Origin of the sequence: Endozoicomonas euniceicola (assembly GCF_025562755.1) — a bacterium.
GTDB classification, from domain to species: domain Bacteria; phylum Pseudomonadota; class Gammaproteobacteria; order Pseudomonadales; family Endozoicomonadaceae; genus Endozoicomonas_A; species Endozoicomonas_A euniceicola.
Genome location: NZ_CP103300.1, coordinates 398,955 through 413,089, shown reverse-complemented (window position 1 = coordinate 413,089; position 14,135 = coordinate 398,955). Strand labels below are relative to the sequence as shown.

The window sequence follows — 14,135 nt, the reverse complement described above, 5'->3', positions numbered from 1 at the left end:
GGTCTTTTTACTATCCGTTCAACGTCGTAAGACGGGAAACGATTAGGGGTACGAGCGATCCGTCCAGGTCAGTTTGGATTCAGGGTCAAAAGCCTCTGAAAAATTTGTCGACCATGATCAGGCCTTGCCGCCCACTCCAAGTCTGGATGAAGACTTCAACATTTTCATGCTTCGGGGTGGCCAGTTACCGGCCATGAACGTTTGGGACGAGAACTAGCTGAGTGTTGTCTTGTGCATAATTTCAATAACTCCGAACTGTAGGCAGGAGCTTAAAGGTGCATAATTACTTGACATCTATGAGTGCTAACTTTTTACGACTTTTTATTATCTTCCTGTTTGCCAGTTCAGCGCTTTTTGCTGCCACCGACGGTGTTATCTGTAAACCAGTCAGTGATTTAACGGCAGGCTTTCCAGGAAAGGCGTTTTTAGCTGATTCGTTTTTAGCCGACAGCGGTCAGGTATGTTTTAAGCCTGTTGACGATAGCAGGGCAGTTTTTTCTCCTTTCTCTGACAGTTTGCTTTTCTATTTCCTGTCAACCGTTTTTTCAACTGCCGGAAGCGCCGGTGTTGTTTTTTCGGGCAGACCCGGAAACGTATTAAGCCACAAAAACCCGTTACAGGCGGAATCACCGTCCCGGACATCCTTTTTAAAAACACTGTTAAAAAACAGATTGCTTCCTGACGGTGCTTTTTCCAGAGAGGCAAACGACAGAAAAAGAAACAGGCTTGAGGGAGAGCTGGATCAGGCGATTGCTAACTGGCAGCGACTTGTTAAAAGACCGTCTTATCCTGCCGCTGTTGTTTCTGTGAGTGATGCCTCTATGCGGGTAGTTATTACCCGGGACAACATTCTCCAGAGCGCCAGCCTGGTTGCTTTGTACGAAAAACTGCTCAACATCCAGACACAAAGCTACCTCGCACTTTTGGATACCGAAGCTCTGAAGGACATTGCAGGTATCGTCACAGGTAGTCTGTTGGCTTCCGGGAGTGGCGGTGATGGTGACGATAACGATAATGACAGCACTCATTACACCTTCGATGCCGAGCCTGAGCCACTGATCATTGCCTATGGCGACAAGGAGTACCCGGAGCAGGATTCAGCGGAAGAACTGATCAGGAAGAATCTGGAAAATAAACGACAACTGTTAAAAATCCTCCGAAAAAAAATGCAACAGGCCATAGCCCTGGGTCATGGTGACCTGGCCCGGATTCTTGATAACAGGATTATGCTGATTGCCGCTGACCTTGAATACCTGACTGATTTGGATACATCCGCAACCGGAATAACGGAAAACGATCAGGGTTCCCCGGGGATTTTGTCATTCCTGAAGGCATCGCTGGCTACTGATGACCGGGAGCTGTGGCAGCGTGATGATGACGCCCTGAAACAGGCGCTGTCTCAACACCACGTAAACACTGACTATCAGAGCATTCTCATTGTTCCCGGTGAGCTGACGCATGAAGAAGCCCTGTTCTACGACCGGTGGCGACTTACGGACGCGGGTTTGGTTTACCAGGCATTGAGAAGACGGCTGGAACAACAGTTGCAGCTGGAAACAGACGACATTAACGTGTCAACAAAACAAACTGAGTTTCTGGTTTCTGGTCTTGAAACACTGGTGCGTCAGTTCCGGGCTATGTTGTCAGCTGATCTTTCAAGCCAGTACGATGAGAGGCAGGTACCCCATCAGGAAGGCGGAGGCCAGAATCAGAAAAAACGCAAGGCCAGTTCATCTGAGGCAGCAGGCAGTCAAGAAGGCTCAAATTCAAACGTCCCCCGAAACAAAGTTCCCCGGGGCAATAAAAATGAGAGTGGCTGGAAGAAAGGCGATGAGGGGGAAGAGCCACCCGACAACGATAAACATACATACAGTAAGACCATCGACTGCTCACCTTGCCACGGACCTTGCAAAAAAGAGAAGCCAGAAGCTGGTATTTCAGTAGCGGGGGGGCGCTCAACCGCTGCAGAAGGAAATGAGAAGTTACAGGGTGACAAGTGCTCCATCTGCAAGGATGACTTAGGCACTATTTCGGTCGTCAAGACGAACTGTAATCACCAATATCATCTGGAGTGCATTGCCGGATGGCTTAGGGAGCAGGCTCCGGCTACGGCTCTTGCATCACGTTCGTGTGCTTATTGTCGACAAAAAGCCTTGCCGCTAGTGCGAGTGAACGGTGGCAAGCTCGATGAAGACTCTGAATTTTGTGAATCCCTGCCTCTGCAAGCTTGTCGTGCGGGGGATTTGGAAACGCTGCAGAGTCTGCTGAATAAGAACAGTAGTATTGCCAATAAAAAATTTCGTTTAGCTGTTTCGAATTCCGACATCAGTTTGTTGCACGCTGCTGTCCTGAATGGTCATACGAAGTGCTTGCAACCCCTGATTGATGCCGGGGCAGTTGTTGATGCTGCCCTGAGGGCAGATGGTCTCACCCTCCTGCACATCGCTGCCGACAAAGGTTATACCGAGTGCCTGAAAGTTCTGATCAAGGCTGGGGCGGCTGTTGATGCTGCCCTGACGACGAATGGTGCCACTCCTCTGCACCTCGCTGCCCAAGGCGGTCATACCGAGTGCCTGAAAGTTCTGATCAAGGCTGGGGCGGCTGTTGATGCTGCCCTGACGACGAATGGTGCCACTCCTCTGCACATCGCTGCCGACAAAGGTCATACCGGGGGCGTGGAGCTTCTGATTAAGGCCGGGGCGGCTGTTGATGCTGCCCGGACGACGGATGGTACCACTCCTCTGTACTCCGCTGCCAAGTACGGTTATACCGGGTGCATGGAACTTCTGATCAAGGCCGGGGCGGCTGTTGATGCTGCCCGTACGACGTTTGGTGACACTCCTTTGCATCTCTCTGCCTACAAAGGTCATAACGGGTGCGTGGAGCTTCTGATTAAGGCCAGGGCGGATGTTAAGGCTACCCTGACGGCGGATGGTCGCATTCCCTTGCACTTCGCTGCCGAGAACAATCATACCGAGTGTGTGGAACTTCTGATCAAGGCTGGGGCGGATGTTGATGCTGCCCAGACGACGAATGGCGCCACTCCTCTGCACATCGCTGCCCAAGGCGGTCATACCGAGTGCGTGAAAGTTCTGATCAAGGCTGGGGCGGCTGTTGATGCTACCCTGACGACGGATGGTACCACTCCTCTGCATCTCGCTGCCGAAGGCGGTCATATCGAGTGCGTGGAGCTTCTGATCAAGGCCGGGGCGGCTGTTGATGCTGCCCGGATGACAAGTGGTGCCACTCCTTTGCACCTCGCTGCCCATGGCGGTCATATCGAGTGCGTGGAACTTCTGATCAAGGCCAGGGCGGCTGTTGATGCTGCCTGGACGACTGATGGTGCCACTCCTCTGCACCTCGCTGCCGACAAAGGTCATACCAAGTGCATGAAACTTCTGATCAAGGCTGGGGCGGCTGTTGATGCTGCCCGGACGACGTTTGGTGACACTCCTCTGCACCTCGCTGCCCAAGGCGGTCATACCGAGTGCGTGGAGCTTCTGATTAAGGCCAGGGCGGATGTTAAGGCTGCCCTGACGACGGATGGTGTCACTCCTCTGCACCTCGCTGCCCTGAAAGGTCATACCGAGTGCGTGGAACTTCTGATCAAGGCTGGGGCGGATGTTAAGGCTGCCCTGACGACGAATGGTGCCACTCCTCTGCACCGCGCTGCCGAAGGCGGTCATATCGAGTGCGTGGAGCTTCTGATCAAGGCCAGGACGGCTGTTGATGCTACCCGGACGGCGGATGGTGCCACTCCTTTGCATCTCGCTGTCCTAGGCGGTCATATCGAGTGCGTGGAGCTTCTGATTAAGGCCAGGGCGGCTGTTGATGCTGCCTGGACGACGGATGGTGCCACTCCTCTGCACCTCGCTGCCCACAAAGGTCATACCAAGTGCATGAAACTTCTGATCAAGGCTGGGGCGGCTGTTGATGCTGCCCGGACGACGTTTGGTGACACTCCTCTGCACCTCGCTGCCCAAGGCGGTCATACCGAGTGCGTGGAGCTTCTGATCAAGGCCAGGGCGGATGTTAAGGCTGCCCTGACGACGGATGGTGTCACTCCTCTGCACCTCGCTGCCCTGAAAGGTCATACCGAGTGCGTGGAACTTCTGATCAAGGCTGGGGCGGATGTTAAGGCTGCCCTGACGACGAATGGTGCCACTCCTCTGCACCGCGCTGCCGAAGGCGGTCATATCGAGTGCGTGGAGCTTCTGATCAAGGCCAGGACGGCTGTTGATGCTACCCGGACGGCGGATGGTGCCACTCCTTTGTATCTCGCTGTCCTAGGCGGTCATATCGAGTGCGTGGAGCTTCTGATTAAGGCCAGGGCGGCTGTTGATGCTGCCTGGACGACGGATGGTGCCACTCCTCTGCACCTCGCTGCCCACAAAGGTCATACCAAGTGCATGAAACTTCTGATCAAGGCTGGGGCGGCTGTTGATGCTGCCCGGACGACGTTTGGTGACACTCCTCTGCACCTCGCTGCCCAAGGCGGTCATACCGAGTGCGTGGAGCTTCTGATTAAGGCCAGGGCGGCTGTTGATGCTACCCGGACGGCGGATGGTGCCACTCCTTTGCATCTCGCTGTCCTAGGCGGTCATATCGAGTGCGTGGAGCTTCTGATTAAGGCCGGGGCGGCTGTTGATGCTGCCCGGACGGCGGATGGTACCACTCCTTTGCACCTCGCTGCCCTGAAAGGTCGTACCGGGTGCGTGGAGCTTCTGATCAAGGCCAGGGCGAATGTTAAGGCTGCCCTGACGACGAATGGTGACACTCCGCTGCGCACCGCTAACCGGAACGGCCAGACCGGTTGCGCGAAACTTCTGACCGCTGCCGAGGAGAATAGCCAACCGTCAGACCAATAACTGGCTAAATACGGTAGGCAGGAGCTTAATGGTGCATAATTACCTGACATCTCTGAGTGCTGACTTTTTACGACTTTTTATTATCTTCCTGTTTGCCAGTTCAGCGCTTTTTGCTGCCACCGACGGTGTTATCTGTAAACCAGTCAGTGATTTAACGGCAGGTTTTCCAGGAAAGGCGTTTTTAGCTGATTCGTTTTTAGCCGACAGCGGTCAGGTATGTTTTAAACCTGTTGACGATAGCAGAGCAGTTTTTTCTCCTTTCTCTGACAGTTTGCTTTTCTATTTCCTGTCAACCGTTTTTTCAACTGCCGGAAGCGCCGGTGTTGTTTTTTCGGGCAGACCCGGAAACGTATTAAGCCACAAAAACCCGTTACAGGCGGAATCACCGTCCCGGACATCCTTTTTAAAAACACTGTTAAAAAACAGACTGATTCCTGACGGTGCTTTTTCCAGAGAGGCAAACGACAGAAAAAGAAACAGGCTTGAGGGAGAGCTGGATCAGGCGATTGCTAACTGGCAGCGACTTGTTAAAAGACCGCCTTATCCTGCCGCTGTTGTTTCTATCAGTGATGCCTCTATGCGGGTAGTTATTACCCGGGACAACATTCTCCGGAGTGTCAGTCTGGTTTCTTTGTACGAAAAATTGCTCAACATCCAGACGCAAAGCTACCTCGCACTTTTGGATACCGAAGCTCTGAAGGACATTGCAGGTATCGTCACTGGTAGTCTGGTGGCTTCCGGGAGTGGCGGTGATGGTGACGATGACGATAATGACAGCACTCATTACACCTTCGATGCCGAGCCTGAGCCACTGATCATTATCTATGGCGACAAGGAGTACCCGGAGCAGGATTCAGCGGAAGAACTGATCAGGAAGAATCTGGAAAATAAACGACAACTGTTAAAAATCCTCCGAAAAAAAATGCAACAGGCCATAGCCCTGGGTCATGGTGACCTGGCCCGGATTCTTGATAACAGGATCATGCTGATTGCCGCTGACCTTGAATACCTGACTGATTTGGATACATCCGCAACCGGAATAACGGAAAACGATCAGGGTTCTCCGGGGATTTTGTCATTCCTGAAGGCATCCCTGGCTACTGATGACCGGGAGCTGTGGCAACGTGATGATGACGCCCTGAAACAGTCGCTGTCTCAACACCACGTAAACACTGACTATCAGAGCATTCTCATTGTTCCCGGTGAGCTGACACATGAAGAAGCCCTGTTCTACGACCGGTGGCGACTTACGGACGCGGGTTTGGTTTACCAGGCATTGAGAAGACGGCTGGAACAACAGTTGCAGCTGGAAACAGACGACATTAACGTGTCAACAAAACAAACTGAGTTTCTGGTTTCTGGTCTTGAAACGCTGGCGCGTCAGTTCCGGGCGATGTTGTCAGCTGATCTTTCAAGCCAGTACGATGAGAGGCAGGTACCCCATCAGGAAGGCGGAGGCCAGAATCAGAAAAAAAGCAAAGCCAGTTCATCTGAGGCAGCAGGCAGTCAAGAAGGCTCAAATTCAAACGCCCTCAAAAACAAAGCGTCTCGGGATAATAAGAGTGAGAGTGGCTGGAAAAAAGGCGATGAAGGGGAAGAGCCACCCGACAACGATAAACATACATACAGCAAGACCATCGACTGCCCGTCTTGTCACGGACCTTGCGAAGAGGAGAAGCCAGAAGCTGGTATTTCAGTAGCGGGGGGGCGCTCAACCGCTGCAGAAGGAAATGAGAAGTTACAGGGTGACAAGTGCTCCATCTGCAGGAGTGACTTAGGCACTATTTCGGTCGTCAAGACGAACTGTAATCACCAATATCATCTGGAGTGCATTGCCGGATGGCTTAGGGAGCAGGCTCCGGCTACGGCTCTTGCATCACGTTCGTGTGCTTATTGTCGGCAAAGAGCTTTGCCGCTGGTGCGAGTGAACGGCAGCAAGCTTTATGAAGACTCTGAATTCTGTGAATCCTTGCCTCTGAATGTTGCTCGTAACGGGGATTTGGAAACACTGCAGCGTCTGCTGGAAATAGACAGTAGTATTGTCAATGAACAGTTTCGTTCAGCCGTTTCGGGTTCCGGCATCAGTTTGTTGCACGTTGCTGCCCTGAAGGGTCATGCAGGGTTTTTGCAAACCCTGATCGATGCCGGGGCGGTTGTTGGTGCTGCCCTGAGGGCAGATGGTGCCACCCCTCTGCACATCGCTGCCCAGAACGGTCATACCGGGTGCGTGGAGCTTCTGATCAAGGCCGGGGCGGATGTTGATGCTGCCCGGACGACGGATGGTGTCACTTCTCTGCACCTCGCTGCCCTAGGCGGACATATCGAGTGCATGGAACTTCTGATCAAGGCCGGGGCAGCTGTTGATGCTGCCCGGACGGCGGATGGTGCCACTCCTCTGCACATCGCTGCCCGAGGCGGTCATACCGAGTGCGTGGAACTTCTGATCAAGGCCGGGGCGGATGTTAAGGCTGCCCTGACGACGAATGGTGCCACTCCTCTGCACCTCGCTGCCCAAGTCCGTCGTATCGGGTGCGTGGAACTTCTGATCAAGGCCGGGGCGGATGTTGATGCTGCCTGGGCGACGGATGGTGCCACACCTCTGCACTTCGCTGTCCTGGACGGCAATTCCCCGTGTGTGGAAGTCCTGATCAAGGGAAATGCGACTGTCGATGCACGGATGATGGGTGGCTTTACTCCCCTGTTCTTAGCTGCTATTGGGGGTCAACCCGAGTGCTTGCAAGCCCTGATCAATGCCGGGGCGGATGTCAATGCTAAAGGGTATGGCAAGACTCCCCTCTACGCCGCTACCCAGAGCGGTCATACCAGGTGCGTGGAACTTCTGACCGCTGCCGGGGCGAATAGTCAACAGTCAGACCAATTTACTGCCGCCGCAGTAGGGCAGTCTATTCTCGGTCAGGCTCCTAGGTAAATCATCGCTTTGAACGGGAAGACTGCCTGAAGTGGATTAAGTGGGATAAAAACGGTTGTGGCGGGGCTGGAAATTGTAGTCCAGATTGACTTTTTCTGTTATGGCTACTGCCGCAGGCTACCATGAGAACTATTCTGGCTGTTGTCATTACTGTTTTCTGGTCTTTTAATCACGGTCTTGCCAGTTTGGCTCCACACCCGGAAGAAAAACTGGTCACTCTCAGTAATATTTACGCCAGCTATTCGCCCTGCATGGCTTACCGGGAAGAAGATAACCAAAACTTTATTACCAGTAAACAGTGCCGGGATCGTGTTCTTCAGCTTACTGATGTCCAGTTTGTTCAGGCCATCACCCACACCGCTGACAGACTGGTCATTGAAAAAGGGAACATTAGGGCACCTGATGTTGTTCGTTTCTCCGACACCGTAGAAAACATTCCCGCAGACCGCTTGAGCGCAACGGCCTGGTATCCGGAATTCAGGCATGATAACACTGTCGTTTTTCATTCTGTCGCCGTCCGTCTTACCATTGAGCCGCAACTGGGGTATCGGATTTTAGCGCCCCCCGCAGGATTGGTTTCGGGTAGTCCTGTATTTTTGGGGATGGAATTAATGTGTATTTTTTCAGGAGAAAGCAGCCCGGGAGGCAGCAGTCAATGTGAACGGTACGATGACAGGAAGCGAATAAGACAAAAGAGGTCAGTTACTGTTTACAAACACCTTGGGAATCATACTTTGGAGTGTCCTGACCATTCACCCTGCGACGATTTTTGTGACGATGAGAACATTTGTTCAGTGACCTATCACGCCATCCGGAATAACTCTCGTTGCCGGGAATTAATTCGGTGCGCTTCGGGTGCGACATGCACATTTACGCTTGAGAAAAGTTACTGTGAGGCAGGAGCCTGCAAATTCAAAGAGTGTGAAAACGGCTGTTATGGCAGTGGCGACAAACTTTATTGCAACAAAGATTCCACAACGGTAAGGGTAGTAAAGTTGATAGTGGTCTTCATAGTTATTCCTGTGTTTGCCATAGCAATGACCCTTGGTGCCTGTATGAGAATAAAACGAAGGTTAGATTCTGGCCAGTAGGCGAGCATGGTGCCCCTGCATTTTGTAAAGACCTGGCTGGCAGACTTTACTTTTTCATATTGGAGAAGGCTCGCTGACGCAAAGCATCAAAGTCAAGGCTAAGGTGTTCTGGGTAATCCTTAAGTTCTCTGGTTAGAGCCATTTTGGTATGGCACAAACAGATACGATGACTCTAAACTCTGGAAAATAGTTTTTATGAGAAAGGCTTTTATAGTGGTGCTGATTACTCTTCTGTGCATTAAGGTGTCGTCAGGCTATTGTCGAAATTATTTAATTACCAAGGCAAGCGAAGATAGAAAGAGTGTGAAGATTGTGGGGGGGGTTGCCATTAATGACCGATATCGAACGGCTTCAGTTATTATGCTTCGAGCATCAGGCGTACCCATTATTATCGCTCTCATGCCTATCGGGCAACAAGATGGAACGTTGGAGTTTTCAGGCCCTGTTTTATGGCGCCCTCAGCGAGGGGGGAGCGTGCCATCTTTAGATAACTATGACGCTGATCACGCTACATACCAGTCGCTCATAATTAATAGTTTCAGGGAGCAATTGGGCGCTTCCTGTAAATGGTTTTATAGCGACAAACTATTTAAATATAAGTGCCCTCCAACACAACAGCTGAATGTACAACATGGTCATCAGGGCAGACTGTGCTCTATTGACGGGGTTTCAGTTGACCCAATGATCAATGCTACCCCTCAGGGCATTCGTTACTCTTGTAAAAAAAACAGTCTTTCCTCATCTGGATGGTGTTTGAAAAGAGGCGTATGCACTAATGGGCTGCCTGTTGCTCCTTTCTATTTTAATCCGGCCAACCTCCATAGGCTGCTTCATCTCGTTCTGATTGCTCTCATTGAGCCTGATATAACTCATGGATTTCCACAGCCTTTCCTGCCCCGGCCATTAGGAGACAAAGTTCCACCAGTTATATGCCATTCATTAACTAACCAGCTTTCTGCTTCTGGAAAAGTAGTACCTGGTGAACTTCATTTTGTAGAACTTCTGAAAGTAGTTAAACCAGAAGCCGTGTCAACAACAGAGGAGAGAGAAGATGATGATTTCTGGGGCTCTCCGCCTGAAAACTGCCAAAATAACGATGATTGGGCAGGTGGTTGGGGAGGTGGTTGGGGAGGTGGTTGGGGAAGTGGTTGGGGAGGTGGTTGGGGAGGTGGAAGTAGTGGTTCAGGAGTTGCGGCGAATTAGAACTCCTGCGTGTTGGCGCTTAAAGAATAAAACCAAGGTCAGGAGCCCGGACTCTGGCCGATAGGTGGGCATACCGCCCCTGCCTTTTGTAAAGATCTGGCTGGCAGGGCTTTACTTTTTTCATGGGTTGCAGCCTCGCCGCTGGCCATTTTCAGGTTATAATGGCGAACTTCCTTACAATTAATTTGGCTGGCTTTTGTTTGTGAAAAGACTGGCCGTCACTGGACCCGGATTGAATGTTCAGACCCTTACCCTTTTTCATTGGTTTGCGGTATACGCGAGCCAAGCGGCGGAATCATTTTATTTCCTTTATTTCGTTGATGTCGATGATCGGGCTGACGCTCGGTGTCTGTGTGCTGATTATCGTTATGTCGGTGATGAACGGCTTTGACCGGGAGCTGCGCACCCGAATTCTGGGCATGGTTCCTCACGCCTCTATTACTGCGGTGAGTGGGGGGATGTCGGAGTGGCAGGAGATGCTGGAACGGGCTGTTGAATTCAACGGCGTGGAAGCCGCTGCCCCGTTTATTGATGGTCAGGGTATGCTGGCGAATGGCAGTTCTGTGCGTGGAACCATGGTGTATGGTATTGACCCTGAGTATGAGAAGCAGGTGTCCATCATCAATAACCACATGGTTCAGGGATCGCTGGATGACCTGAAACCGGGGGAGTTTGGGATTGTTCTGGGTGAACTGTCTGCCCAGTATCTTGGTGTGACCCTGGGCGATAAAGTGACCATGGTTCTGCCGGAAGCCAATGTGAATCTGGCCGGAGTGTTTCCAAGAATGCGACGCTTTACCGTGGTCGGGTTGTTCTCTGTTGGGGCTGACCTGGACGGCAGTCTTTCTTATATCCATATTCAGGACGCTGCCCGTTTTCTGCGGGTGCCGGAAGGCGTGGAAGGTATCCGTCTGAAAATGCACGATCTGTTCCGGGCTCCGGCGATTGCCTGGGATCTGGCGATGACACTGCCCGGACGTTACTTTGTGCAGGACTGGACCCGTACCCAGGGACGTTTGTTCCAGGCGATTCAAATGGAAAAAACCATGGTGGGTTTGTTGCTGACCCTCATTGTTGCCGTGGCTGCGTTTAATATTGTCTCTACCCTGGTCATGGTGGTGACGGATAAGCAGTCTGATATCGCTATCCTGCGGACGCTGGGTGCCAGCCCGAGAACCATTATGGGTATCTTTATGGTGCAGGGTTCCCTGATCGGTATCATTGGTACGGTGCTGGGTGTGGTACTGGGTGTGATTGCGGCTTTGAATGTGGCCGGTATTGTGTCAACCATTGAGCAGGTGCTGAGTATTCGTTTCCTGAGTCCGGATGTCTATTTTATTTCTTATCTCCCTTCTGAACTTCAATGGCAGGATGTCGCTGTGATCAGTGTGGCGGGTCTGTTGATGAGTTTTCTGGCGACTCTGTACCCGGCCTGGCGTGCTTCCAAAACTCAACCAGCGGAGGCGCTACGTTATGACTGAGCAGGCTATGACAGAATCAGCTATGAAAGAACAGAGAAACGACGTATTAAAATGTACGGCACTGGCAAAGAGTTTTGATGAAGGGCCCCAGGAACTGAAGATTCTGAAAGACGTTAACCTTCATGTTTCTCCGTCTGAACGTATTGCCATTGTCGGGGCCTCCGGTTCCGGTAAAACCACGCTGCTGCAATTACTGGCAGGGCTGGATCAGCCCAGCTCCGGTGAAGTGCTGGTCTGTGGACATGCTCTGGCACACATGAAAGACCGGGAGCAGAATCGCCTGCGTAACCAGCACCTGGGTTTTGTCTATCAGTTTCATCACCTGTTGCCGGAATTTACCGCACTGGAAAATGTTTCCATGCCACTTTTATTACGCAAGGGTATGTCGTTGAAGGCGGTTCGACAGCAGTCAAAGCAGATGCTGGAGCTGGTGGGAATGTCACACAGGGTGAAGCATAAGCCCGCTGAATTGTCGGGTGGTGAACGACAGCGTGTGGCTATTGCCCGGGCGTTGGTGACACAACCGGATCTGGTGTTTATGGATGAGCCAACTGGCAACCTGGATCCCAATACCGCGTCCAGGATTCACGAGTTGATGACTGATTTATCCAGAGAGCTGACCACGAGCTTTATTGTGGTGACCCATGATATGGCCTTTGCTGAGCAGATGGATAAAACCTGTCTGCTTGAAGATGGTAGCCTGGTGTTGAGTTAGCAATGTAAGGCACTGTTTCCTGCTCCTTAAAAAGTGATCATGTTTGAGATCGCAGGAAGCGGTGTTCTACGACTGGCTGAAGGGAGGGTTGTGGTAGCCTGGTAGATAATTTCTAAGCTCCGACCCTGACTCATAACGGCAAAATATGCAATGAATTCTCGGATAGACATGACCCATCACATAAAGTGTATCAAGCAATTCTTTCAGGCATGAATATACCGGCGCATTGGGTGCCGGGGTGATAATGTCATAAATTCGAAACGGATGTTGATCGAGATACGAGCAATTCGGATTAAACCTGGAGGTGTTGAGATACCGATGCATATGCTCGTCGCTGGGAAATGGGAACTGGTATCCCAGAATATAGTCAAGCACAGTTTCTCCGGGCAGTATGGCTTCCAGAGGAGGGAATTCACCCAGCATGAAGCCATCAAGCTTGTAAACTCCACTGTCATCGTATTTAGGAACGATGATGGTATAGCCGTGCGGCGTGTAAAAATAAAGACTTGTCCAGCTGGGAACTGTAAAGCTGTGAGTTCCGGCTATACGCCTGAAAATACCGGCCGTACTCCAGGAGTGGGGTACGGCCGAGTGTGCTAAAAGAAGCAGGTTCTGAACATTACTGCTATGCCTGTTGCAGGTAAACAGGATGAATTTTCCATCCAGTACTGTTTTGTGCATTTTGAAGGGTGAGGGAGAACTTGAAGAGCTCACTTTGCAAAAAATCTCTGAATGTCTGAAGACCGTCTGAAAAGTGTAGAAACAGATGCGGACATTGGTTAAGAATATTTAACCAGACGATTTTGGGGTCATTGTGATTCACGAGTAGTGGTTCATGTTATTGGCGGCAAGGCTGTGCAGCGATGCAGATATCATCGCACGCACAGGGTAGGCTGTTTCAGGAGTCCCGCATATACTGGGCCGGGTCGATGTAAATTCCCAGAGAGCGCTTGTCGATGCGCTTTTCCTTGCCTTGTTCCTTGTAACGGAATACGACGGTGTCGCCTTCGCTAACACCCAGTGTTTTTTCAGCTGCCAGGTATTTGTATTCTTCCCCTGCAACGGTCAGGGTGTGAATGAAGTAGTCTGGCATGCCCAGCCAGTCGCTGTGTGGACCATCGGTGATAATTTTTTCAAGAACGCCGCGGCCTTCCAGTTTGGGCTTGCGCTTTTGGAAGCTTCTTTGCATGACTGTAATCGAATTGCTGTTAATCGGATCGGGGTGGACGTTTGCGGTTTCGGCGTTGTTGCCAGTTATGAATAACATTCCAGCGCCAGTACAGGCGGATCAGAAAGTAGCACAGTGCGCCAGCTATCACTCCGGTCACTATGGAACCCAGAAATAACGGTTTCCACACCCTAACCAGTTCAACTCCAACCCCGTGAATCGTCAGCTCAAAGGAGGTCTCGCTGACAGGAATGTTGAGGATATAACAACCAACGTTATAGGTAAAATAGAAAATGGCTGGCATGGTCAGTGGATTGGTAATCCAGACCAGGGCAACAGACAGTGGCAGGTTGCAGCGACAGACCACTGCCAGGGTAGCGGCCACAACCATCTGAAACGGAATCGGGATAAACGCAACAAAGACGCCAACGAAAAAAGCACTGGCGGCCGAGCGACGATTCAGGTGCCAGAGGTTCGGGTTGTGCAGGGCTTTACCCAGAAAAGCCAGATAGCGGTTTTCTATAATGCTTTTCGGGTCTGGAAGATAGCGCTGTATCAGTTTTTTCGCCATGTCCCTAACGGTCTCTCTTGCGGGTCGCCCACGGTCTTGAAAAAAGGCGAATTTTTTCATCGTGGGCGCATGGGTTTATGATCAGGCAGTCTTCTGCATTGTTAAGATA

Annotated in this window: 9 protein-coding genes; 6 read left to right on the top strand and 3 right to left on the bottom strand. The window is 51.4% G+C overall.

Translation table 11 applies throughout. The annotated features are described in order from the left end of the window. Positions 1 to 275: 275 nt before the first annotated feature. From NX720_RS01675 to NX720_RS01650, 6 genes are all read left to right on the top strand, one after another. On the top strand, positions 276 to 4,868 hold the full coding sequence (locus NX720_RS01675) for an ankyrin repeat domain-containing protein (RefSeq protein ID WP_262598971.1): 4,593 nt from the start codon (positions 276 to 278) through the stop codon (positions 4,866 to 4,868). Between the two features lie 28 nt (positions 4,869 to 4,896). After that, positions 4,897 to 7,797: an ankyrin repeat domain-containing protein gene (locus NX720_RS01670; protein WP_262598970.1), complete on the top strand. Its 2,901-nt coding sequence runs from the start codon at positions 4,897 to 4,899 to the stop codon at positions 7,795 to 7,797. A gap of 122 nt (positions 7,798 to 7,919) precedes the next feature. Further along, positions 7,920 to 8,888: a hypothetical protein gene (locus NX720_RS01665; RefSeq protein WP_262598969.1), complete on the top strand. Its 969-nt coding sequence runs from the start codon at positions 7,920 to 7,922 to the stop codon at positions 8,886 to 8,888. A 216-nt stretch (positions 8,889 to 9,104) separates the two neighbouring features. Continuing rightward, complete coding sequence (locus tag NX720_RS01660; protein WP_262598968.1) at positions 9,105 to 10,091, top strand: hypothetical protein; 987 nt, start codon at positions 9,105 to 9,107, stop codon at positions 10,089 to 10,091. Between the two features lie 236 nt (positions 10,092 to 10,327). Continuing rightward, entirely contained in the window at positions 10,328 to 11,572 is a 1,245-nt protein-coding gene (locus NX720_RS01655; protein ID WP_262598967.1) for a lipoprotein-releasing ABC transporter permease subunit, read from the top strand. Then, positions 11,565 to 12,287 (top strand): ABC transporter ATP-binding protein, encoded by a 723-nt coding sequence (locus tag NX720_RS01650; protein WP_262598966.1) that lies wholly within the window; start codon positions 11,565 to 11,567, stop codon positions 12,285 to 12,287. Before NX720_RS01655 ends, NX720_RS01650 begins: the two co-directional genes overlap by 8 nt. A 66-nt stretch (positions 12,288 to 12,353) precedes the next feature. Here NX720_RS01650 and NX720_RS01645 read toward each other — a convergent pair whose 3' ends face one another. The 3 genes from NX720_RS01645 to NX720_RS01635 form a co-directional block, all read right to left on the bottom strand. Further along, on the bottom strand, positions 12,354 to 12,968 hold the full coding sequence (locus tag NX720_RS01645; protein WP_262598965.1) for a putative adhesin: 615 nt from the start codon (positions 12,966 to 12,968) through the stop codon (positions 12,354 to 12,356). A 217-nt stretch (positions 12,969 to 13,185) separates the two neighbouring features. Further along, a complete protein-coding gene (locus NX720_RS01640) occupies positions 13,186 to 13,476 on the bottom strand; it encodes a hypothetical protein (RefSeq protein WP_262598964.1) in 291 nt (96 codons plus the stop codon). Between the two features lie 19 nt (positions 13,477 to 13,495). Further along, positions 13,496 to 14,086: a DUF2062 domain-containing protein gene (locus NX720_RS01635; protein WP_262598963.1), complete on the bottom strand. Its 591-nt coding sequence runs from the start codon at positions 14,084 to 14,086 to the stop codon at positions 13,496 to 13,498. Positions 14,087 to 14,135: the final 49 nt, after the last annotated feature.

Bases quoted from the DNA above. Each gene is read 5' to 3' on its own strand.
- NX720_RS01650 (WP_262598966.1), top strand. From the start codon at position 11,565: ATGACTGAGCAGGCTATGACAGAATCAGCTATGAAAGAACAGAGAAAC.
- NX720_RS01640 (WP_262598964.1), bottom strand. From the start codon at position 13,476: ATGCAAAGAAGCTTCCAAAAGCGCAAGCCCAAACTGGAAGGCCGCGGC.
- NX720_RS01645 (WP_262598965.1), bottom strand. From the start codon at position 12,968: ATGCACAAAACAGTACTGGATGGAAAATTCATCCTGTTTACCTGCAAC.
- NX720_RS01655 (WP_262598967.1), top strand. From the start codon at position 10,328: ATGTTCAGACCCTTACCCTTTTTCATTGGTTTGCGGTATACGCGAGCC.
- NX720_RS01665 (WP_262598969.1), top strand. From the start codon at position 7,920: ATGAGAACTATTCTGGCTGTTGTCATTACTGTTTTCTGGTCTTTTAAT.
- NX720_RS01635 (WP_262598963.1), bottom strand. From the start codon at position 14,086: ATGAAAAAATTCGCCTTTTTTCAAGACCGTGGGCGACCCGCAAGAGAG.
- NX720_RS01670 (WP_262598970.1), top strand. From the start codon at position 4,897: ATGGTGCATAATTACCTGACATCTCTGAGTGCTGACTTTTTACGACTT.